Annotated in this window: 20 protein-coding genes; 1 reads left to right on the forward strand and 19 read right to left on the reverse strand. The window is 39.1% G+C overall.

Annotated features, from left to right (window positions below):
• Positions 1 to 24: 24 nt before the first annotated feature.
• The 19 genes from NXS00_RS01990 to NXS00_RS02080 form a co-directional block, all read right to left on the reverse strand.
• The gene (locus NXS00_RS01990; protein ID WP_258097437.1) at positions 25 to 1,926 is read right to left on the reverse strand and encodes a tetratricopeptide repeat protein; all 1,902 of its coding nucleotides are present in this window, start codon (positions 1,924 to 1,926) and stop codon (positions 25 to 27) included.
• Positions 1,927 to 2,083: 157 nt separating this feature from the next.
• Positions 2,084 to 3,061 (reverse strand): NAD(P)-dependent alcohol dehydrogenase, encoded by a 978-nt coding sequence (locus NXS00_RS01995; RefSeq protein WP_258097438.1) that lies wholly within the window; start codon positions 3,059 to 3,061, stop codon positions 2,084 to 2,086.
• An 89-nt stretch (positions 3,062 to 3,150) separates the two neighbouring features.
• Complete coding sequence (locus NXS00_RS02000) at positions 3,151 to 3,369, reverse strand: hypothetical protein (protein WP_258097439.1); 219 nt, start codon at positions 3,367 to 3,369, stop codon at positions 3,151 to 3,153.
• Between the two features lie 3 nt (positions 3,370 to 3,372).
• A complete protein-coding gene (locus NXS00_RS02005) occupies positions 3,373 to 4,191 on the reverse strand; it encodes a DUF2306 domain-containing protein (RefSeq protein ID WP_258097440.1) in 819 nt (272 codons plus the stop codon).
• Positions 4,188 to 4,385 carry a hypothetical protein gene (locus NXS00_RS02010; protein ID WP_258097441.1) on the reverse strand — a complete coding sequence of 66 codons (198 nt, stop codon included), beginning with the start codon at positions 4,383 to 4,385 and terminating at the stop codon, positions 4,188 to 4,190. The genes NXS00_RS02005 and NXS00_RS02010 overlap by 4 nt, the downstream gene beginning before the upstream one ends.
• Before the next feature lie 2 nt (positions 4,386 to 4,387).
• The gene (locus tag NXS00_RS02015) at positions 4,388 to 4,792 is read right to left on the reverse strand and encodes a hypothetical protein (protein WP_258097442.1); all 405 of its coding nucleotides are present in this window, start codon (positions 4,790 to 4,792) and stop codon (positions 4,388 to 4,390) included.
• 2 nt (positions 4,793 to 4,794) lie between these two features.
• Complete coding sequence (locus NXS00_RS02020) at positions 4,795 to 5,166, reverse strand: DUF6567 family protein (protein ID WP_258097443.1); 372 nt, start codon at positions 5,164 to 5,166, stop codon at positions 4,795 to 4,797.
• A gap of 23 nt (positions 5,167 to 5,189) precedes the next feature.
• Positions 5,190 to 6,131 (reverse strand): DUF4249 domain-containing protein, encoded by a 942-nt coding sequence (locus NXS00_RS02025; protein ID WP_258097444.1) that lies wholly within the window; start codon positions 6,129 to 6,131, stop codon positions 5,190 to 5,192.
• A gap of 6 nt (positions 6,132 to 6,137) precedes the next feature.
• A complete protein-coding gene (locus tag NXS00_RS02030) occupies positions 6,138 to 8,540 on the reverse strand; it encodes a TonB-dependent receptor (protein ID WP_258097445.1) in 2,403 nt (800 codons plus the stop codon).
• Positions 8,541 to 8,760: 220 nt separating this feature from the next.
• On the reverse strand, positions 8,761 to 9,285 hold the full coding sequence (locus NXS00_RS02035; protein WP_258097446.1) for a hypothetical protein: 525 nt from the start codon (positions 9,283 to 9,285) through the stop codon (positions 8,761 to 8,763).
• Between the two features lie 2 nt (positions 9,286 to 9,287).
• Positions 9,288 to 9,659: a GntR family transcriptional regulator gene (locus NXS00_RS02040; RefSeq protein ID WP_258097447.1), complete on the reverse strand. Its 372-nt coding sequence runs from the start codon at positions 9,657 to 9,659 to the stop codon at positions 9,288 to 9,290.
• A complete protein-coding gene (locus NXS00_RS02045) occupies positions 9,659 to 10,414 on the reverse strand; it encodes a hypothetical protein (protein WP_258097448.1) in 756 nt (251 codons plus the stop codon). The genes NXS00_RS02040 and NXS00_RS02045 overlap by 1 nt, the downstream gene beginning before the upstream one ends.
• Entirely contained in the window at positions 10,411 to 11,250 is an 840-nt protein-coding gene (locus NXS00_RS02050) for an ABC transporter ATP-binding protein (RefSeq protein ID WP_258097449.1), read from the reverse strand. Before NXS00_RS02050 ends, NXS00_RS02045 begins: the two co-directional genes overlap by 4 nt.
• Before the next feature lie 392 nt (positions 11,251 to 11,642).
• The gene (locus NXS00_RS02055; RefSeq protein ID WP_258097450.1) at positions 11,643 to 13,211 is read right to left on the reverse strand and encodes a hypothetical protein; all 1,569 of its coding nucleotides are present in this window, start codon (positions 13,209 to 13,211) and stop codon (positions 11,643 to 11,645) included.
• A 2-nt stretch (positions 13,212 to 13,213) separates the two neighbouring features.
• Positions 13,214 to 14,341: a DUF4249 family protein gene (locus NXS00_RS02060; RefSeq protein WP_258097451.1), complete on the reverse strand. Its 1,128-nt coding sequence runs from the start codon at positions 14,339 to 14,341 to the stop codon at positions 13,214 to 13,216.
• Positions 14,338 to 15,459, reverse strand: coding sequence for a DUF4249 family protein (locus NXS00_RS02065; protein ID WP_258097452.1), 1,122 nt, complete (start codon positions 15,457 to 15,459; stop codon positions 14,338 to 14,340). Before NXS00_RS02065 ends, NXS00_RS02060 begins: the two co-directional genes overlap by 4 nt.
• Positions 15,456 to 18,152, reverse strand: a complete 2,697-nt coding sequence (locus NXS00_RS02070) for a TonB-dependent receptor (RefSeq protein ID WP_258097453.1) — start codon at positions 18,150 to 18,152, stop codon at positions 15,456 to 15,458. The genes NXS00_RS02065 and NXS00_RS02070 overlap by 4 nt, the downstream gene beginning before the upstream one ends.
• A gap of 57 nt (positions 18,153 to 18,209) precedes the next feature.
• On the reverse strand, positions 18,210 to 18,602 hold the full coding sequence (locus NXS00_RS02075) for a response regulator (protein WP_258097454.1): 393 nt from the start codon (positions 18,600 to 18,602) through the stop codon (positions 18,210 to 18,212).
• A 13-nt stretch (positions 18,603 to 18,615) separates the two neighbouring features.
• Complete coding sequence (locus tag NXS00_RS02080) at positions 18,616 to 21,192, reverse strand: PAS domain S-box protein (RefSeq protein WP_258097455.1); 2,577 nt, start codon at positions 21,190 to 21,192, stop codon at positions 18,616 to 18,618.
• Between the two features lie 306 nt (positions 21,193 to 21,498).
• Here NXS00_RS02080 and NXS00_RS02085 point away from each other — a divergent pair, with 306 nt between their 5' ends.
• Positions 21,499 to 23,184: a carbohydrate-binding protein gene (locus tag NXS00_RS02085; protein ID WP_258097456.1), complete on the forward strand. Its 1,686-nt coding sequence runs from the start codon at positions 21,499 to 21,501 to the stop codon at positions 23,182 to 23,184.
• Positions 23,185 to 23,199 lie beyond the last annotated feature (15 nt).

Consider the following 23,199-nt stretch of genomic DNA (forward strand, 5'->3'; position numbering starts at 1 on the left):
TTCGCATATTCATTTTAGTGTTTGTTAGGAATTTTCAGGATTTAATATAGCTTCCAAGTCCAAAAGGCTGAGTTCTCCTTTGATGTAAAATGTAATATTTTTTATTTTTTTAATATTACTTTCACCTATATCTTTTAAAGATATGTAATTTAATATATCGTTGAAATCCCACTTTGATTTTGAGCTTTCATAATATTCTTTGATGTCTATTAATTTAATATCCCCGAAATTAATTTTTCCTTCACATAAAGAATTTATGTCCTGCAGAAACTGCATGACCAACCGGTAATTCATTTCTTTAACTTTAGGGAAGTATTCAGAGTAAAATTTATTTGATTCGTCATAGCCTGACGAGATAATCAGACCCTCAAAATAATTCACGATATCAGGATCATTATTATCAGCAAGTTTTGGTTGAATAACCTTATTTGCTTTTACATACATCTTTTTGGAATCCTCTAACATTCCTTCTTCAAAAAGTTTCCTACCCAAGAGTTGAAAAAAATGTTCACTGTCGAACTCGGTACCAATTTCAGATACATACTGCCAGGCATCTTTTTTACCCATATGGAAAAGTAAAATGATTTTATATTGATGCAGGTATTGTGCTTTTGGATTCAAAGAAATGGCATCATCAATGCTCGAAATAGCATCCTTTAGATTATTCTCTTCAAAATTTATTTGTGAGATTCTAATATACGATAACTCAGTTTTGTAGTTGCTTTGAATGAGAATTTTAAAAATCTTCTTAGATTCTTCAAATCGACTAATCTCCTTCAAAAATTCAGCCTTATCAAAATTTATCTCAAGATTTCGATCTTCAATATTACTAATCGCAGAGTCAAAAATTTCAATTGCTTCATCATATCTTTCCAACTCTTTTAAGTGTTGAATCAAATAGGAATATATGAAGTATTTATCAGGACTAAGATCAATGGACTTTTTGTATGAAGAAATTGCATCTTCCGGGCTATTTAGCTTGAAGAGTATTCTACCTCTATTTCGGTGATAAAGACTTTCTTCATTATTAATTTCAATAGCCATATCAATTTTTTGGAGAGCATCATATAACTTATCAGTTTTCTCAAATTGAATTCCTAAATTATTAAGGGCACTGCTACTCTTTGGAAATATTTTTAGAGCTTTTTCGTAATTTTCAATAGCAATATCAGAATTTCCAATGCTAGCATTACAATAGGCCAATTCCCAATATCCTTTATGATCTTCAGGTGCAATTTCGATAAGTTTCGAAGCTAATTTTACAGCTTCTTCATACATCTCTCTATTTCTCAGTAATTCGATTTTTGACTTTAGAACATCTGGGTCATCTGGAATACCAATACTCTCTAAAAATTCAATCTTCTTATCAAATTCTAATTTAAGTTCTTCCGAGGCATTCTCAACTTTAATCTCTTCAATCTCTTTTGATTTGGCTAAAGCGATATTTTTAACTCTATTTGTCTCATTATCAATGTTTTCTATTAATTGATCTTTAGCAAGATTCAGTACCTTTTTGTATTCTGTATCTATTGTTTCAAGTTTATCAGCAATAAGCTTGTCGAACTCATCTTTCTTTTTATTAACATATGCTTTTGCTTCTTCCAATGTAGCTAATGCATCCTTTCTTTCGCGATTAGATTTTAGGCTCTCGAATCCCAAAAAAATTGATCCAAGTGCGAGAATCACCCCGAATATTGTTGCAATTACACTTATATAGGTGAGTTGATTATTTATCCTATCATTCGTTAATTGATAATTTTGAATGAGTTCATCATCCCTATTTTCTTTTTCTGTTAAAGAATTGACTTTTTCCTTTAGTTCTTTTATCTGGTTATCTATGTCATAAGCTAAGGAGTCATAAGAATTGGCTTGAGCAAAGACTAGCGAAGAAATTAAAATAAAGAAAAAGGCTAAGTAATGCTTCATGACAAATTCTGATTATTCCCAACTTCCGTATATGATCCACAAGTGGAACATATACTCTTTATAATTTGGATTATCCGTTTTTATAAACGTTTAAATACGGTTAATCACTGCTTGTTAACTCCAAACTAACGGAATAAACCACAAACATGCAATAGTCCTATGCTCCTATTGTTAGCACAATCTTCCCCCTCGCATGGCCTTCTTCCAGGTACGCCATGGCTTTGGCAACATCCGGTAACGAATATGTTCTATCTATTACTGGCTTGACCTTTCCCGCTTCTACCAACTTTTTGATAGCTTCCAAATCACTTTTTGAGTATTTTGCAATCACAGGATGAAACTGCTGCCCTCCTTTTTTGGAGTAGAATCCCCCGAAAATCATTACCTCAAACAATTGTCTATTTTCCCCACCACACATGATATATCGACCTTGCGGTTTCAATACTTTCTTATAGTCTTTGATGGATTTGGAGCCATTCACCGCAAAGACCATATCATATTGTTTGTCTTGCTGTACAAAATCCGTTTGGGTATAATCGATCACATCATCAGCACCCAATTGCTTGACCATGTCTATTTTACCTGTACTACATACAGCCGTGACGTGTGCACCTAATGCTTTAGCCAACTGGATGACATACGTGCCAACACCACCAGAAGCGCCATTGATAAGTATCCTCTCTCCTGCTTTCAAGCCACCTTTCTTCAACCCTTGCCAGGCAGTAATTGCTGAAAGCGACAATGCGGCAGCTTCTTCCAAAGAAAGTTTCGTTGGCTTATGAATGAGCCTTTCGGATTTAACTGCCAAATACTCACTAAAAGCACCAAAACCTACTTCGCCACCACTGACCTCTCCGCACACTTCATCGCCCACTGAGAATGCTGTAACCTCTTCGCCTACAGCTTCCACCACTCCGGATAAATCACACCCGAGGCGAGTATATTTGGGCTTGAATAAGCCAAACGCTAATCGCATGAAATACGGTGTTCCACGCATAATGTGCCAGTCTGCAGCGTTCAATGCTGCTGCATGAATCTTTACGAGTACTTCATTTGGTCCAGGAGTTGGATTTGGGAGGTCAACATATTCAAGGACCTCTGGACCGCCATAGTTTTTAAATTGAATTGCTTTCATAGTTTAAGTTTTGAGGTTTAGGTTCTGCGTTATATGTTTTAAGTCTAGAGTTTTAGGTTCAAATTTTGACCTTGCCTGAATATGGCTCATTATTCTGGTAAATCCTCACAGTCAAGTCCTAAAGGTCTGATCAGGTGTTGGATATCTGATTCATTTAAAGCATTTAGCGCTTCGATCCGAAGAACGCGATCACAATCGTCCAGATCGACTGTCCATCTTCGGATCGCAGGATGATTATCCAATCGATCTGCAACTCGATGCACCTCTTCTGCTGTATTAATGGTGGATCGAAGGATGAGTAATTCCATGATTCAGATCCAGAAAATAATGGTTGCCATGAATATGCCCATTCCTAAAAAGATAGTCAATGCAGCAATTAACCCAGTAATTAGCCATTTGAAAAAGGTATTCTTGGATCTGCCAGCTCTTATGTAGAGCTCCATAAATGCCAATGGCATCAAAGTGTGCGAAAAGGCCAGAAAGATATCAAACGGTCCTTGAAACAAATCCGTATGTCCCGGTGCTCCTCCATTGATCAAAATCCAGAAACCGAACATTACCCGAATAAACCAAACCCCATTAGCTACCATAAACAATCGTAGAGCCCACTCTCGATGTTGAACAAACCTGCCTTTGACCGCATAATACCAGGCAACCAATGAAGCTATGAGAATGGAAGTGGCATTAATGATATTTCCTGAAGCCATTGTCCATCCTCCAAGCACCGTTCGATGTGGGCTCAGCACCATGATCAACCCAGAAATACTCATAACAAGAGCAGTGACCATATAGATTCGACCATTCCATTGATGAAACTTCCTGAACTTAGTTTGGGTAGCAGGAATCAGCTGTAAAGGCGCACCAAAAGTGATTAAAGCTGCCAAAAACACATGTGCGAAGAGCGCCACATTTCCCAGGCGATCGCCTGTTACCAGGCCATTGTACAATCGATCATTCCATTTTGCAAGATCGCCAGATAAGGTAGTGCCTCCGTAGAAAAACAGGATGTGGTAGATAAACAAAGCGAATCCGATACACGCTATGCCTACCCAAATTTTGGCGGAAAGGCTGAGCGCTTTAGAAGCCGTCAACCTTGTAGACGGCACCGGTTTATCTAAAACAACACTCATACTCCCAGGGATTTAAACGCTTCAAAAACAAGAAATGCTGGCCATACCAGTGCCTTCAGGAAGCCTAATACCCCAGCCCAAAAACCACTGGCATTTCCAATAAAATAGATTGCTGCGCCAATCATTCCCAGCAAGTAAATACAACTTGCGGGACTACTATTGGACTTGTTCATTGTTTGATTTGATGTATTCATGATTATTTGGTTTGTTGATACTTGATATAAATGTTAAAAGTGTACCTCCATGGAATGATCAGCAGGTTGAGAACGATTCCTGCTACACAAATCCAGAAGAACTCTTGTTGATCTTCTGTAATAGATCCTAAAGCAAAGGCAGGCCAATAACTTCCTACCAGCCAGGCAGACTTATACACTAGCTGCAGCAAAAGGATAGGTATGAATCGAAGAGGATTGATTACCCCAAAAACGTTGAGCAAAGAAAAGGCCGCCCAAAAACTTACCGTAACTGCAGGATAAATAGCCTCTGCTAGATCACCGCCTAATACCTGAGACCAATTATCAAAGAATAGACTTATGAAGTTGAGGAAAAACAGTCCTCGTAATACGTGACTTCTCCACTTCGGAAACTTACGAGCGTCCATTGCTATTTCGTAAACTCTATCACATTAGCACTTACCGTAATCGTGCGCTTATTGAAGAATGGTGGCACCCCTCCTAGGTGTTCTTCGGTAACGATGTTGGTTAAAGCTTTTGCTCCAGATTCAAGTTTGGCATTCTGAACCATCTCAGCATATGCGTTTTGATACAATCTGCGCTTTTTAGCGCCTCCAAAAACCAAAACATAAGACACTTCCGCATCACCAACAGCCTGGCCAATGACTTCATAGTTTTTTTGATTCAATTGAACCTGTGTGCTATTTGTATTGTGATTCAGCACGAATGCATTACTCACTCCACATGAGGTGATAGTTCCCATTAAACATGCTAACACGACAATCATTTTTAACTTTTTCATTTTCTGTGATTTATATGTTTCTATTATTCGTAATATTTTGTCTTTGCTTGTTCCGCGACGGTTGATGTCAGTCTTCGTCCGCTTGCACTGACTGCTGACATGTTGAAGAAACCAGCTACATTGGTTTTAGAGCCTGGGTCTGTGCTCATAATATTGGTAGACACATTGGATAATGGTGATGAGAAAATCTCCCCAAAACCTCCCATTCGATTGATTTGGAAATAAAGCGCATAGAGAAAATCATTAGCTGCGCGATCAATCGAGTGAATCTCCACGTACAAGGAATCTCCCACGACATATGGCGGTTGTGATTCACTGATTTCAGGATCATCACTGGTATAAGGGTTGATGAACCCTGCTCTCACTGGGAAAACAAACAATTGCCCATCTATAGGCTGACCTGGGCTCACACTGGCATCATAAGCCATATTGAGCTCCTCTGGTTTGCCAAAGTAGTTACCGTTTTTCCATGCCTTGATCCAATAGCAATCGCCCGTCCCTTCTGGATCAATTGAGTAAAATTGAGCGGTGAAATGATCCTGATCAACAAGAAAGTTGGCTTCATTAAATTCGTAACCAACAGAATCAATACCCGGAACTCTGTTCATTTTGGCAATAGCTTCGAACGTTTCGTCTGGAGTTTCTACCACCAATCGATACTCATGACCCACAAACCCAATAGGTTCTGAAACATCCAAATAATAACTGTCGCTTCCTTCTATTAAAGCGTATGAAACATCAGCTGTTAAATCCTCTAGAGTAACTGAAAGACCAGTAATCAACTCTGGTTTAGAGCTTTCAAAATATGGTTGGGAACGAGTGATTTTCACTTCCTGACGGCCTAACTGATCCGTCAGAAAGGCATCTACTACCATAAGTTCTTCAGGAGTATCTAACTTGGGTTGAATCTCAAATTCGCAGCTAGCTAGCATGACTATGGCAATTATTAATAGAATGTTTTTCATGACGATTTAGAATTTGAAGTTGTAAGCAATGGCAGGAATTACAGACCCGATGATGGAGAGTTGAGTGGCGTTTGTCTCTACTGGAGAACCAACCGGAATGCGGCCTCTTTCTTGTGAAAAATAAATACTGAATGGATTCTGACGACCGTAGGCATTGTAGACAGAGATAGCAATGTTGTCTTCGCCACTTCGACCCTTCTTACCTCTCCACACGTTGTTGATGCTCATACCCAGATCCAATCGGTGATAGTCCGGAATGCGGTAATTGTTGCGTTCGTTATTATTGATGTATGGAACCACATACCCAGCCACGTTCAGGCGATCTGTAGGAAAAGTCGTTGGTGTACCTGAGATATAGCTGAAATTGGCGGAGAATGAAACCTTGTCATTCAACTCATAAAAGGCAGCTAGTTTCACGTTATGTCGCTGATCATATCTGGTTGGATACCAATCTCCTATCCGGTTGACTTTATCTCCGCCATAGTTGATGCCATCCACTTTCAGCTCGGTCCAGCCAAGTGTATAACTCATCCAACCTGTCAGTCTGCCCTGATTTTTCTTACCATAAAGCTCTAAGCCATAGGCTCTTCCTTTTCCACTTAGCAATTGAGATTCCAGGTATTGATTGACAAAAACATCAGCACCATCGATGTAGTCTACCTGATCATGCATCCACTTGTAGTAAGCTTCAGCAGACAATTCAAACTCATTGCTGCTCAGGTTTTTAAAATACCCCAACGCAACCTGATCTGCTGCCTGTGGATCAATATTATTCGTTGATGGCTGCCATACATCGATCGGCGTACTTGCCGTGGTATTCGAAATCAAATGGATGTACTGATTCATTCGAGTGAAACTCCCTTTCAATGAAGCAGTAGTAGACATTTTATAATTGAAAGAAAGTCTTGGTTCCAAATTATAGAAATCGGCTATTGACCCCCATTTCTTGTATTGGTATTCATCAACTATGGGCTTGGTATTACCAGGAATGGTATCCCCATATTCAAAGACCGTTCCACCCAGGTAATTGAAGTAACTCAATCTCAAACCGTACTGAAGTGACAGCTGCTCAGTGACTTTTTGATTGTTACTTGCATAAATAGCTGCTTCCAATGCTCTACGAGATTCCAGGCTAGAGTTGGTCGTTTCTCCAACACTTTTGTTAATCATCGTCCCAGGTTCGAACAAATACATAATGGCTTCTCCCCCGAATGTCAGCTCATTATTGGTATTTAAAAACCAGTTAAACTCAGGTTTCATGTTGACAGTACTCACCTCCGAACCTATTTGAAACAGATCATCTTTGTCACCGAATTTGAAGCCATAGTCATAGTTGCTATAGAACATGGTCAGGTTTGAAAACAGCTTATCACTGTAGAGATGATTCCACCTGAAAGAAGCTGTTCGATTACCCCAATCAAAACCTTGATTCTCATCAAATTCCAACACATCACGTCCCCAATAACCAGAAAGGTATATCCGGTTATTTTCGTTGATGTGGTAATTGGTTTTGGCCGTAAGATCATAGAAATACATCGCCGTACCATCTGAAAGTGCATCGGTAAACACTTTGGCAATCACATCTGCATAAGACCGTCTTGCCGCGACAATAAATGAAGCTTTATCCTTTTTGATTGGCCCCTCTATAGCTAATCGGCTAAATACTGTACCAATACCGCCAGACACATCGTAGGACTTGCTATTTCCTTCTTTCATTCGAATATCCAATATGGATGAAACACGACCTCCATACTGCGCAGGAACTCCTCCCTTGTAGAGTTTGACATCTTTAACCGCATCAGGATTAAACACTGAAAAGAAACCCATTAAATGTGATGATTGATAAACTGGCGCTTCATCCAGCAGCACCAGGTTTTGTCCAACAGAACCGCCACGCACATTGAAACCTGCAGCTCCCTCACCTACAGTAGTGACTCCTGGCAACAACTGAATACTCTTGATTACGTCTACTTCTCCAGCGAATGCAGGCATTTTCTGAATGGACTTAATGTCCAATTCTGCAGTACTCATTTCGATATTAGAAATATTATCATCAGCCGCCTTACCTGAAATGACCACTGCTTCCAATTGCTGCTCAGATGGTTTCAATTCAATATCCAATCGGGTATTGGAATTCAATTCCACACTTTGCGTGAAAGCATCATAACCTACATATCGGTAATCTAAAACATAGTTCCCTTTACTTAATGTTATAGAGTAAAATCCATAGACATTGGTAACTGTACCTATGCTTTCTCCGGTAATGCGAATGGTCGCTCCGATGAGCGCTTCCCCATTGGAGGAATCTCTGAGATAGCCACTGACCGTGAACTGGTCCTGGGCATAAATTGGGTTGGAATGGAGTAGACATACCAATCCCATGATCGCTAATAGTCGATTTAATTTCATTGAGTTTCGAGTTTGGGAATAAACTTTGGGCAATAAGAGGTCATTGAGCTCCCGGAGCTCTTCAACACTTATGTCAAAATCTATTCGATTGAGTGTAAAAAGTTGATCAACAGACTTATGGTAATCTATCAGGAGACAGCACATTTTTGGACGTACTTCACCTGTTCAGGCACTTCAGCCTGTTGATCTGGTGGTTATTATATTTTAGGTGTTTTAAGGCTTACATCATGTCTTCAGATTGTGTGGATGTGATGGTCAAACCATCCTTATCGGTGATTTCTAGATACTTGATATTACAGTTGATCATTTCCAATGACTGACTGTCCTCTAGCGTAACGCTCAATGAATCCGATGACAAAGCGATTAAACTCAACTTTGATCCTTTCATTGACTTTATTGATTGAATATTTTCTACGCGAATATTGAGCTCAACCAATTCATTCTGGTTGATTGTAGTATCTGGCTCAATTGAGAAACGAAGTGTTCCATCTATGTTTTCTAATTTGGTTTTTACTTTGGCAGAGGTATCCCATGAAACTGCTGTTGAAGCCCAACCAATGACGGAAACATCATACCCTGGGCCAATTTCTACTGAGTGAAAAGCCCCTGTTTCTATCCGATTCAATCCTGTTTGCAAACTATACTGTTTGACTACTCGCTTGGCTTCACCTTTTAGCAGAACAAGCGCCGTTGTAAACAGCAGGATTAAAAGGATGGACACCCCGATTAATAGTTTATTACTCATTTTCATGACATCCCTCCTTGTTGATAGGTTTCATAATATGTTTTTAAATCATCAAGCGAGACATTCAGTAAGTCCATCGCTTTGAATAATTCGGGTAATTCCTGACTTACAAAATCATCTTTTTTGAGTGCTTTAGTCAACTCAAACCCATCATCAGCAACGAAATAACCGATTCCTCTTTTGTTGTAGATAATGCCTTTGTCTTGTAAATAGGTGAATGTTCTCATGACGGTATTAGGATTGACTTCTACTGTTACTGCCATCTCTCGCACGGATGGTATTCGATCCCCGGGCAGCCATTTTTGTGACAGAATATTCTCAAAAAAGAGCTCTGCAATCTGGAGATATATGGCCTGATTATCCTTAAACTCCATTATGCCTCCTGGTCTTTAAGTCCAAAATAGGCGATCACCCAGGTCAAAGGAGCAAGTACATACCAAAACAACACTTTGGCAACAGAATAGACGGAATGCAAAGCAAATGCATCCACCAATTCACATTCTCCAGTCACTGTACAGTAATGATCCGACGTAAACTCTTCCTTCAAAGCAAAAAAGATTACGAATCCACAGACAGTTAAAACCGAAATGATCACAACCATCGTCTTTGGAAAAACATATCCTCGGAATTTCGCAGCACCTACCAAAAAGATTCCTTGCAGCACTGCATACACTTTCATAGTCAATAGCCCAACACTTCCGAATGGATTAAATCCTTTGAAAGCGGTATCTGGAAAAAGCATCTGACCAATAGGATTAGCTATCATCACATAGATAGCAAAACCAACAGAAAAGGCCAGCAACCAGCCGATGCATGTAAGCAACCAAGCACATATGAACCTCTCTAATGAAGAAACAGGAAGCATTAAGAAACCTATTCGTCTTAGCTTTCTATCTATTCCTGAAAATGCCAAACTGGAAACGATAAACCCTCCTAACATCAATGCTCCTCCAAAACTTTCGGTATGATCGTATGTTGCTGGTCTTTCAATAAACAATGACAATAAGAAACCAATAAAAAACAATGCGCCGAAGGTGATAACCAATATCATGGCAATTCCTTTCCTGCTTTGAAACAACTCAAGTTTCAGCAATTGGATGAACCGGTGGAAATCAAATTGACTTTTCATGATTGCTGAAAGATTTCGTGAATACGTTCTTTATTTGCTGTCACGGCGTTAAAAAGCAATTCCAGACCTATATTGGTTTCGCTATTATCTTCATTCAATTCCACAGCTGCATAACTTCCAAAATTACCTTCCCAGTAGATAGCAACATCCTCATTAGGCACTTTGGAGCTTTTAATTACTTTCAACTTCTGTGCAACTTCATCCATAGATTGGTTCAGGATTACTTCTCCTTCATCCACAATGATTATTGGATCAATTAACCCCTCCATATCTCTTACCTGATGTGTTGAAATGATGAATGTCCGATCTTCTGTCATCGCACTGGCAACGACCTTTCTAAATAGACTCTTAGACGGAATATCCAAGCCGTTTGTGGGTTCATCCAGAATCAATAATTTACAATTAGTGGCCAATCCAAAGGAAAGCAAGAACTTCTTCTTTTGACCATATGATAAATCGTTGATTTTAAGGCTTCTTGTCAACTTAAACTCCAAAAGATATTGATCAAGCAAACTACCCTCAAACAATGGATAGAAAGCTCCATAATACTTTACATATTGTTCAATGGTTAATGATGGAAGATCAAACTCTTCAGTCAACAGAAAGACTTGATTTAGAAAATCTGGATTCCTATCATTTGGGTGATAACCCAACACTTGAACTTCTCCAGAATTAGGAGACAACAATCCAGAGATAATTTTCAATAAAGTAGACTTGCCCGCACCATTCTTTCCTAATAAACCATAGATATTACCTTCCTGAAGCTGCAATTGCAACTCCTCAAAAAGTGGCTTCTTACTGCCGTAAGCGTACAAAAGGTTATTAATCTGTATCAATTTCTTTCTATATATCTAGTGTACTATGTTACTAATACACCACAACAGTACAAAAAGTTGCGCTTTCAGTCAAAAAAATAGAATAAAAAAAACGGCCAGAAGAAGTTCTTCTGGCCGTGAACAGATTTATTAGGTACTTGCATTAGTCTATTTCGGACTAAAAGAGATTCATAATTCCTTGTGCGAAGTATGTCATTATTTTAATCACAAAAGTTACCGTGATACTGGTAAAACCTATGATAAATAAGACAATGAACCAATCCATAACGTTTATTTTGTGTGTTAACATGGCTGCTATCCTCCTTTCTTTCTTTTGTATGAAGTACGGCAAATAGCTGATGATTTCAAATCTCGAAAATCAGTAAGAAGAATGACACAAATCAGCTCATTCGCTATTGTTCGCCTTTTAACACCTTGTAGGTTGATTCAGCGGAAAACGATTCTCCTTTAGAGGTAAGGCCCTCGATATATATCGTATGGTCTCCCAAATTGTCCATATTGGTAAAATAGATCAAAGCCTTCCCGTTTTCAACTTTAATTCTGGTTTGAAAAGCGATGTTTGCACTAAAGTAAGGCCTATTCGAATTGGTTATTTCAAGTGTTGAAAGTTCTGGAAATCGCTTAGGCTCACTTAACCCTTTCAAAACCTTATTGGTATCGACAGGTGGCCTTAAATTACCATTCTTGGATTTGATAATCACAATTCCATTTTTACCCAGCAATCCATATCTCACCAGTTTTCGATAGTCCTGAATGACTATCAATTCATCAATTGCATCTTGATCCAGTGATAAAAAATAATCAGTATCCAATGTTACAATCCCATCAATGACATAGAGGGGCTCTGATGTAGCTTCATAGGGCTTTAAGTATTTTACCCGAACTGACTCTTTCCCATCTAATTCACCGTACCAAACAGGATCAACAATGGTTTTAAGAAATTCACCCATATTCTTGAATTTCACAAAATTGACTGGCTTTACACGATAGTCCGGTTTGATAATATCCAAAGCATTTCCTTTCGACACTTCGAGCATCAATGTGTCCTGAGTTGTATAAAATCCATAGGACTCATCCATCAACCTTTTTCTGGTCATAAACTCGGTATACTCTGTATTAGAATTTGCAAAAAGCTTAACGGACGCATTATTACTAATAGTATTCACGTCCCATTCGACCTCAATAGCTGATAAGATTTTCCCATCTGGAGTCTCAGCGATTAAAAAAAGCTCATCATCACCATAATAGTCCAAAATTTCTGATTCAAAGTACCCGCTTTCTCTGACGGTAGCTAAATATCGCAAACGTGATTTCTGGAAATACAACATTAAGGAAGTTCCATAAGGCAATAACTCCTTACTTACTTTATCTCTGAGTCTACCTTTGAGCACCATTCTTGGAGACAACTTAAATGATGTTTTGGTAGAAGTAGTAGAGATAGGTCGATCATTCAGAATCTGATTAGACAAAATACTGGCTGTTAAATATCCATCTACGCTATTGCCAGACGCATCCTTAGCATTTACCTGTATCACACTTTTCTCTCTGGGTTTCCAGCTTTTCTGATGATCCATAGTGATCCTAACGGAAGAACCCGAATTCAATTTAGATGACTCTACACCTCCAACATTCAAATGGCTTCTCATGAGCTCCTGACCATTTTCATTAGATATAATCAATGGATATGAACCTGCTATCAGATCATTTGGAACCGCTACTTGATTGGCACTTTGCCCATCTGTTACCTTAAACTTAACTTCCTGTACTGAACGTTTATCATCAAATACATTCATTTTGAGAATACCAGTCAACTTCTTGTCTCCTTCAATCATTCGCAGAGAAAAATAGGCAGTATCACCAATTGTATAAAAAGGCTGATTAAAGACTAGTTGAGATACCAGTTCCTGTGCCTGAATCTTCATGAAGAATAAAGACAGAATAACTACTAGTACTATTTTCATTTTCATTCCCATAAATCAGGCTTTTCGTAGGAGGTATCGTCAATCAAAGCAGTACACGGATAAGTAATATATGTTTCCTCAGGAATTTTGACCGGCACATCTGTACTATCAATGTATATGATTTTTGTATCTATTGCCGTAGCATAAAATATTCCGGACACCAAATCATCCGATCGATCAGCTACGATATTTCCTTTCAATTCTCCAAAAGCCGGCTGAAATATGCTTTGACCATTTTCTTTCTGAGATCTGAGGATATTAAAAAAATCAAACACCTCTCTGGTTAAACTCATTTGCTCCACTTTGATCATGATTCTATTGGAAAACACCATCGGTGCGACTGGCACCTCTCCAACCAAAACATTGGCAAAATTTCCATCTACGACTAACTCTTCATTGGATAAGGTTGGAGCATTTTCATAAAGCCTGCCCCAGCACTCACAGCATGTACACTCTCCTACCTGCAATAGCAGACCACCACTTCCTGGTGGCCCTTCCACAACAATATAGCCTGAACAAGGCCAGGGGTCTTTATATGGCGTGTATGGAGGTTCATCTCTCCAAAAAAACATGGGATAAGTGGTTACATAAAAATACCCTGAGTAACGCCATCTAATCAATGGTTGCTCACCATCACCTGCATCACTGTCTACCAACACCCTCATGACACTGGCATTTGTTTCACCCGTTTGAGTGAGCATACTGCGGCTTTCGTAAGCTGTTCGTATATCCTTGATTTCTCCCACTTCCATCAACTCATCTTGAAGTGATCGATATGTATGCCCATCTGATGTTCTTATTTCAATATGATATCGATGACCTACACTTCCTGAAAATAAACCCTCTGCAATCCTGTACAAGCCTGGAGAGACCTCCACATAGTCAGCTACTTTAATGCGATCTTCATATAAAGTAATCGCTGCATCAGATACGGGATTTTGAATGATAGTGTCTGCTTCTATGCTACTTGCTCTAGACAAATGAACGATATGCGGACCTGCCTGATTGTCGATATAGCCCTCAACTACCAATTGGGAAGAAGCCGGAGGAACCTCGAAGGAAATGGGTTCTACACAACCTAAAAATAGAGTAGCTAGAAGAACTTGAAGGGCACTATGTAAACACCTCACTCCCATGTGTCTGGCTGTGTGTAAGTAGCATTTTCATAAATCTCAGCACAAGGCCAGGTCAAATAAGTCGCATCCGGAATAGCAATGGGCACATCGGTACTATCAATCATCATGGTAGACGTGCTGATAGAAGTAGCGTAAAATATCCCAGTTACAAAATCAGCCGAGCTCGCAGCAACCATATTACCTTTCAGTTCACCGGAAACAGGTTGAAAAATACTTTGGGCATTTTCCTTTTGAGAACGTATGATACTAAAGAAATCAAAAGCTGTTCTACTCAAGCTCATCTGTTCTACACTGATTTGCGCCTTTTTAGCAAATACGGCAGGTGTAATTGGAATTTCACCCACACTCATATTGTAATAAGAATCTCCATTAATGACTGCCTCATCAGACAATGATGGATAAGGTTCAAATAAATCAGCCCAACAGTCACAGCACTCACACTCTCCTACTTTAATGACCAAACCTCCGCTGAAAATTGGCCCTTCAGTGACGATATATCCTGAACAAGGGAATGGATCTTTCAATGGATCGTACGGTGGATTAATCGTTAAATGCCACATAGGGAATGTTTCCGCCTGGTAAGTCACTTTGAACCTCCACCGGGTTAACACACCTTCACCTTGTGCCATTTTCCCATCCACTAAAACCTTTAAAACACTTGCGTCCGTTTCTCCTGTTTCGGTCAATGCGCTTCGTTTATCAAACTCTGTTCGCATCTCAGTAATAGTGCCAACATCCTGAAGTTGATCCTGCAATGACTGGTAACGATGACCATTAGCTGTCTTTATTTCAATGTGATACTTGCTGCCAATTTTAGTATTGAGCAACCCCTTCTCTATGATGTATGTACCAGCTTCATTTTCAATAAATTGACCTACTTTAACACGGTCTTCATACAAGATAATTTCTGCTCCGGAAACAGGATATTCTACTATCGAATCTGATTCTTCAATAGAACCTGCCTTGGACAACAGTACTTTATGAGGTCCATCTCCTGACTGCACATATCCCTCCACAACCAACTGATCACCTGCCGGTGGCACTTCAAAAGCTATGGGCTCTACACAACTAACAGCTATCAATACGACACTATATATCCAGATCCTCCTCATTGTATTTTCAGGTTATAACTTACTGATGGAAATACAGTTCCGATAATAGATAGCTGGTATGGCTGCAGTACCTTCTCTTCATTTTGCTTAAAGAAGATGGTATATGGGTTTTTACGGCCATAAACATTATATACAGAGAACACCCAGGTTCCTTGCCATTTCTGATTTCGTTTGTGATTTCCTTCTAAAACCAATGCCAGATCCAATCGATGATAATCTGGAATACGGTATTGATTCCTTCCAGAAAAATATGCTACAGATTGTCCTTCTATCTGAATGACTGAAAGTGGAATGGTCACAGGTCTACCCGTATGATAGGTGAAGTTCCCTGTAAAAGAGAATCTTCTACTCATGATATAGCGCCAGTTGAAATTGGCAACGTGCGGTTGATCAAAATTGGAAGGATATTTAGATCCACTATTGATTGTTTCACTATCATAATCTCCTTCAATTTTCCTGAATGACCTGGAATAGGTATAATTGGCATCAGCCTCTAATCTGCCAGTATTTTTATTCACTGAAAGTTCAAAGCCATAAGCAAATCCCTTCCCTTGTAACAAATCAGTCTCCAGGTGTTCATTGAGAACCAGTTCAGCACCGTCCTTAAAGTCCAACAGATTGGCGATATTTTTATAGAACACTTCTGACGATATACTGTACTTCTTCCGTTTATCATCCCAGGAATAACCCATGGACAGTTGATCAGCACGCTGTGGCTTAAAATACTTACTGCTTGGCTGCCAAATATCAACTGGTGTTACTGCCGTACTATTTGTTATCAGGTGCAAATATTGAAAGACCGTATTATAGCCAATTTTAAAAGAAGACTGTTCATTGACCTTATAGATCAGTGATGCTCTTGGCTCTAATCCTATGTAAGCCTTCATGGGCTGGAATGAGCCATAAGAAACAGTGTCTGTAATATTGCTTTCATCTCTCGGTGCATCAGCAGCATATTGATACTGAGTGGCCTCACCAAAAGATACAAACAAAGGAATTCTTACTCCATACTCAAGTGTTAATCGATCCGAATATTCGAATCGATCAGCGGCATATAAGGCATTCTCAATCGCTACTTGATTATCTAACGAAAAGTTACTCGCGTTACTCTCAGATGTGATAGGTCTTGTCTTACCGGGCTGAATGTTGTACAAATGAAAATTCCATCCAAAATTGTATTGATGAATTCCCTGATCATAAATGAAGTCGGCCTTTAATACATTCGTCAGAATATCAAATGACAACTCAGAGGCCGTTCTCGGATCATCGTTAGTTACATCATAACCATACGCCGAAAATCCTGCTACAAAATCACCTGAAAATGCAGGAGTAAATTGCTTATTGTACTGACCTGAAACCTGATAATTGTGCCATTGATACGTGGTGTCTCCGATCAATCGAAAACCATCATTGCTGGCATAGGTGGTTACTGACAATTTGGAGTCATCTGACAATCGTTGACTCACTTTTAAGTTGGCATCAAAGAACTGAACCTTACTTTTTCTAAGATCTGCATATTCAGTTCGTATAGAATGAACCAACCAATCTGAATAGGTTGATCTAAAGGATGCATTAATTGCAGTCTTTCCTCGATCGAGCGGTCCATTGACATTGAAATTACTGGTAATCAAGCCTATTCCACCTTTAAAGTGCCACTGATCAAAATCACCATCTCTACTCCTAATATCCAATACAGAAGACGCTCTTCCTCCATATCTAGACGGAATCCCTCCTTTGTAAAAATCTACATCTCTTATTCCATCAGCATTAAAAGCCGAAAAGAATCCGAAAACATGTGAACTGTTAAACACTGGTATGCCATCATAAAGAATCAGGTTCTGATCCACACTTCCTCCTCGTACATTAAATCCAGATGCCGCTTCTCCTACAGTGGTTACTCCAGAAAGCTTTTGAATGGATTTCACTAAATCTGGCTCACCTAAAAAACTAGGAGCTTTCTTGATATTAGAAACAGAAACAGTGGCCTGACCAATTCTTACTTTGGAAAGCTCCTGAGTGCTCTTGTCAGAAACAACCACTTCGTTGAGCATTATGGATTCCTTCTCCATTGAGACCGTCACATTGGCATTGTCATAAATATCTAGATTGACAATTGTATTTTCGTACTCAACAAAGCTAAAAGTCAAGACATTAGGCCCTGAAACAAGATCTATAGAAAATTCACCGCTTTCATTGGTACTGTAACCTTTTGACTCTACTCCAACTTGAATCGTTGCAAATGGGATCGGATCTCCAGTTTTTAGATCAACTACTTTCCCTGTTAAGATGATTGAACGTGCTTTTCGGGTTTGTTCTGTACCAAACTGATAGCTATCCACACGTTCATTACTTCGAACGGCTTGCTCTACAAGTTGTTTTCTGAGGATTGCTTGTTTAGGATCTTTTACGAGGACCAGAGTTTGGTCATCCATTAAAAAATAGGAATATTCAGATCCTTCAAATGAATCGGCTAAGAGATCATCCAGTATCATACCCTCCCTTACCTGAACACTATAAGCATCAGTCCATTCGGGGAGATAAAAAACACGTCCATCATTTTGAGCTTGCACCTGTGCTAATACCTCCGTGAGGGAAGTATAATCATTAGGGCTAAGTTCGACATCTAAAATAGATTGTCCTTTAAGATACTGCCATGATAGAAATACCAGGGGTAGTAAAAACCATCGAGACATGCACCTAATCTAATGCATTTAAAAAAGAATTCCTTACCGATGGTGTAATTTAACGGTTTAGTTTCTCCTTAGATGACTTGTTGCGTCAAGAATTGCTTTTTCTATTTCCAACGCGTCGAAAGGCTTAGTGAAGTACTTTTCAATGAGTTTATCCTCAATAGCCTCCTCTATCTCTTCGTTATGACCATAGCCGGTCAGGATGTAATAGAAGATGTTTTTATACTTTGCTTTGGCTCTTTTAATAAACTCAACTCCATTCATATCAGGCATTCGCATATCACTAATTACTACGATGATTTCGTCATGATGCAGATCCAATTCGTGTAAAGCATCGTTCGGAGATAATGTGGTAATAACTTCAAACTTGCGATTAAAATTGGCCTTAAATACAAAAAGGTTGTCCTTCTCGTCATCAAGATAAAGTACTGTAATATCTGGGTGCTGGATCATTCTACCTTTAAATCTACAAATTTGGTAATTCAATCCTAATTTTTGTTCCTTTTTTTACAATAGATGACACTTCAATTTTACCTCTGTGTTCTTCAATAATTGAATAAGTGATAAATAAACCAAGCCCTGTGCCCTCTCCTGGCGGTTTTGTTGTGAAAAATGGATCTCCAATTTTTACAAGATTCTCTTGACTAATTCCTGAACCATTATCTTCAATTATCAATTCAACCAACGTTCCGACAGGTTTTGCCGAAATTTTGATTTCACCATTTCCATCAATAGACTGCTCAGCATTTGATAATAAATTCAACATAGCCTGATGAAGTTTACCTTCATTCCCGAACACTATGGCTTCTGAATCTACATCTTTGATTACTCTAATTCGATCTGTTAACTTATTTTGAAGAATCAATAAGCAGTTATCGATGATAGATGAAATATTACATTTCTCATTCATTGTTCTTGCATCTCTACTGAAATGGCTTAGACTTTTGATGATTCTGGTAACTCTATCTACTCCACCGTTGATCAGCTCAATGTAGGGCCTCATTTCTTCTTCATCATAGTCCTGAAACTCCTCAATCCTATTGAACAATGCTAGTGCACCATTTTTTACAAAATTGAGTGGATTATTAATCTCATGAGCTATGCCTGCTGATAATACCCCTAAAGAGGCCATTTTCTCTGCCTGAACAAGTTTATCTTGTGCCATTTGCAACTCGACTAATGCAGCTTCCAATTGCTCATTACCTAAGATCAATTCTTCATTTTTTTCCTCTAACTCAACCGTTCGCTCTTTCACCAACTTTTCAAGATCTTCAGCATACTGCTCGAGCTTCTTTTGAGATGTTTTAAGCTCTGTTATATCCTCTACAAATAGGGAAACGCCGGTAATTTCTCCTTTGTTAAAAATAGGGTTCAATCCACTGAGTAGATGTATCGTACCATAAGGTGTTGGGTACTCTGTTGTAATTTTCAATTTCTCACCTTTTAAAACGCGATTGTGATATGATTTGTATTCATCAATCTTATCTGATGTTATGAAGTCGGCAAGACCCATTCCTTTCTTAAGTTCCACTCCATCTGAAGCCAGTATGTAATTCTTGAAGGAGCTATTAAATTCAATTAGTTCATTTTCAGTGTTATATAGACCAATAATTGATTGGGTAGATTCGAAAATGGCCTTCAAGTTTGCCTCGCTTTGCTCTAATTTTAATTGATTATCAATTTTCTTGGTGATATCCAACAAGACCCCTTCCAGAGTAATTAGTTGACCATTTTCATAGATTCCCTGGCCAAACTCTTCAACCCAAACCCAACTATCCGTCTTGATATTTTTTAGCCTATAGGTTACATGAAATGATTCCTGCCTCTCCAATGCCCCATCTACAATCTCAAATACTCTGGGAGCATCATCCGGATGATACAGATCGACAAAGCTTATATTGCCTTTTACAAAATCTTCCTTTTTGTACCCGGTCAACTTCTTCACTTCATCATTTAGATAAAGCATGCTATAATTCTCATCATTCAGACATAAATAAATGACTCCCGGCAAATTGTCTGCAATTCCTCTGAAGCGCTCCTCACTCTTTCTGAGTTCTAGTTCTATGTGCTTGAGATTGGTAATATCCCTTGACGCGGTGGTAAGAGATACCACATTTCCTTTGGAATCTGTAACTATATCAGAATAGGAATCAACCCATATCAATGATCCATCCTTTCTAATTGCTCTGTACTGAATATTTTTAGGTCTTTTGCCTTCGAGCAATTCTGTCCATGTGCTTCTGATGATACCTTTATCTTCTGGGTAGCAAAAGTCATATGGGTGAAGACCTAACATCTCCTCAGGATGATATCCCAGCATTTTTTTCACTGAGGGCGAAACGAGTTTATAATTTCCCTTCAGGTCATGGGTACAAATCACCTCGTGTGACTGATCCAAAAAATAACGATAGCGCTGCTCACTTTCTAATAAGGCGGTTTCTGTCTTTCGACGTTCCGTAATATCCTTAGACTTAATTAAATAATAAAACGTTTTGCGATCTGGTATACAAGAAACAGTGGTCAAATAACACTTACCTTGAAACTCTGATTCAAACTCCCACAATTGACCATTACGGATACTTGGGAGTGCTTTTTGGAATCCCTCAAAAATATTCTGTTCCCATAAGGTCGCAATATTGATACCTTTGATGGAATTGGGGTCTACATTATGTTCTTCATAACCAGAACCAGATGTATAAATTATATTCAAATCATCATTCGCCAAACTGATTGATCCTTGAGGGTAATTGATAAGCATCAACTCCATCAAATTAGTAGAAATAGTATCCTGATTTAATTGAATTGAGCTACCATCACATTCAAACTCGTGATCATCACTGATCAAATAAACACTATTGGGCTTCAGCGAAACATCAAACTGAACGAGGAATGTCTCATATCCAAGACTTGTTAACCGTTGATGTATATCTGTTACCAACTTCTTATCCAATTGGCAAATTATCATTGCCGCTCCACTCAAATCCAATGATTCAAAATCAGGAATTTGGTCCCACAAGGAGGCATTCTTTATTGTAATGTCCATATAACTGCCAAAGAGTTCAGTAGGAAAAGATAATTCAAACTCATGATAAATTCCCTGAACTCATTATTTCACACTTGATGTATTAATGATGTATTACCTGGTGTACTATTGAAGTAGTCCGTTTTTTCCAATTAGCCCATTATTAAAATAATTTTAACCTAAATATTATCTTTTTCAAAATATTAAAAAACGATGCCTATGAAATAAACCAAAGTGCAATTATTAAAAATTCCACCCACTCAGAATGACATCCCGACCATAATGATTGCGCTTATTTAAACTCCTAATATGATGAAATATTCTACTATGAAAATTCTGAACAGAGTGAGTCTGTTCGCACTTCTAATTTTAATAAGTAACCTTTCTTACTCGCAATGGAATCTTGTATGGCAAGATGAGTTCAATGGCAGTCTTAGTAGCGACTGGGTATTTGAAACAGGAACCGGAAGCGGAGGTTGGGGCAATAACGAATTGCAATACTACCGTCAGGAAAACGCCAGTATTAATAACGGTCACCTTGTAATCACTGCCAGACAGGAAAACTTTGGCGGAATGAATTACACTTCTGCCCGATTAAAAACACAAGGACGAAAATCATGGAAATACGGTAAAATAGAAGCACGTATCTCCATGCCCTCTTTTTCTGGGGTTTGGCCTGCTTTCTGGATGTTAGGTGATAATATCACATCCGTTGGATGGCCCGCTTGTGGTGAAATTGATATCATGGAACATATCAATACGGAGCAAGCCGCTCATGGTACTATTCACTGGCAGGATCATAATGGTAACTATGCCAATTATGGAGGTTACACAGGTGTCAATGTAACACAATTTCATACTTATTCCATAGAATGGACAGATCAGACCATCCGATGGTTTTTAGATGGAGTTCAATACCATGAAGTAAACATTGCTGGAGGCATTAATGGCACATCTGAGTTCCATAACAACTTCTTCATTATACTGAACATGGCAATTGGCGGTAATTGGCCAGGTTTTTCCATCAACAATGGCGCTATGCCAGCTGAGATGCGTATTGACTATGTAAGAGTTTATCAAGCAGGATCCAACCCCAACCCTACTGCTCCAGTTACTTTGTATCAACATTGTAATTATGGAGGATACGCAGTTGGGCTAAACCCTGGAAGCTATACTGTTAGACAGTTGCAAGCTCTTGGAGTAGCAAATGATGACATCTCTTCTTTGAGAATTCAATCAGGATATCAGGTAACGATGTACCAGCATGATGGATTTTCGGGCAATAGCATAACCAAATATGGTGATGACGCTTGTCTGGTAGATGATGGGTTCAACGATGATATCAGTTCCCTTGTCATTTCCACAGGCAACTCATGGTCACAGCAAATCGAGGCGGAAAATTGGGCAGTTATGTCTGGCGTACAAACGGAGGCCTGCTCAGAAGGCGGACTCAACGCTGGATGGATTGACGCCAACGACTGGATGGTTTGGGATGTCAATGTTCCTAGCTCTGGACAATACTCCATTCAATATAGAGTAGCCAGTGCTAGTGGCGGAGGTAATCTGCAGCTTGAAAATGCTGGCGGTAGTCCGGTCTATGGCTCTCTGGGCGTACCAAATACCGGTGGATGGCAAAATTGGACCACTATCTCACATAATGTCAACCTGAACGCTGGCCAACAACAAATTGCTGTTAAAGCTCTTTCTGGAGGCTGGAATCTAAACTGGATTAAAATAGTCAGTGGCTCTGGAGCTCGATTAGAAATGGAATCTACAGAGGACTTCAAACAAGAAAGCATCCAGGTATTTCCAAACCCTTCGACATCCTATCTCAATGTTAAAGGAATTACAGATGAAACCAACTATTCGGTGGTAGACCTTGGAGGTCGTGAACTTCTTTCTGGAAAGCTGTCTTCACAGGAATCACAGATTGAGGTAAATTCCTTGAAGTCAGGAATGTATTTGCTCAGACTGGAAGCGTCCAATCAAACACTCCAATTCATTAAGAAATAACTCACGAGGCACCCA

The organism is Marinoscillum pacificum, from assembly GCF_024714495.1.
Classification (GTDB): Bacteria; Bacteroidota; Bacteroidia; order Cytophagales; family Cyclobacteriaceae; genus Marinoscillum; species Marinoscillum pacificum.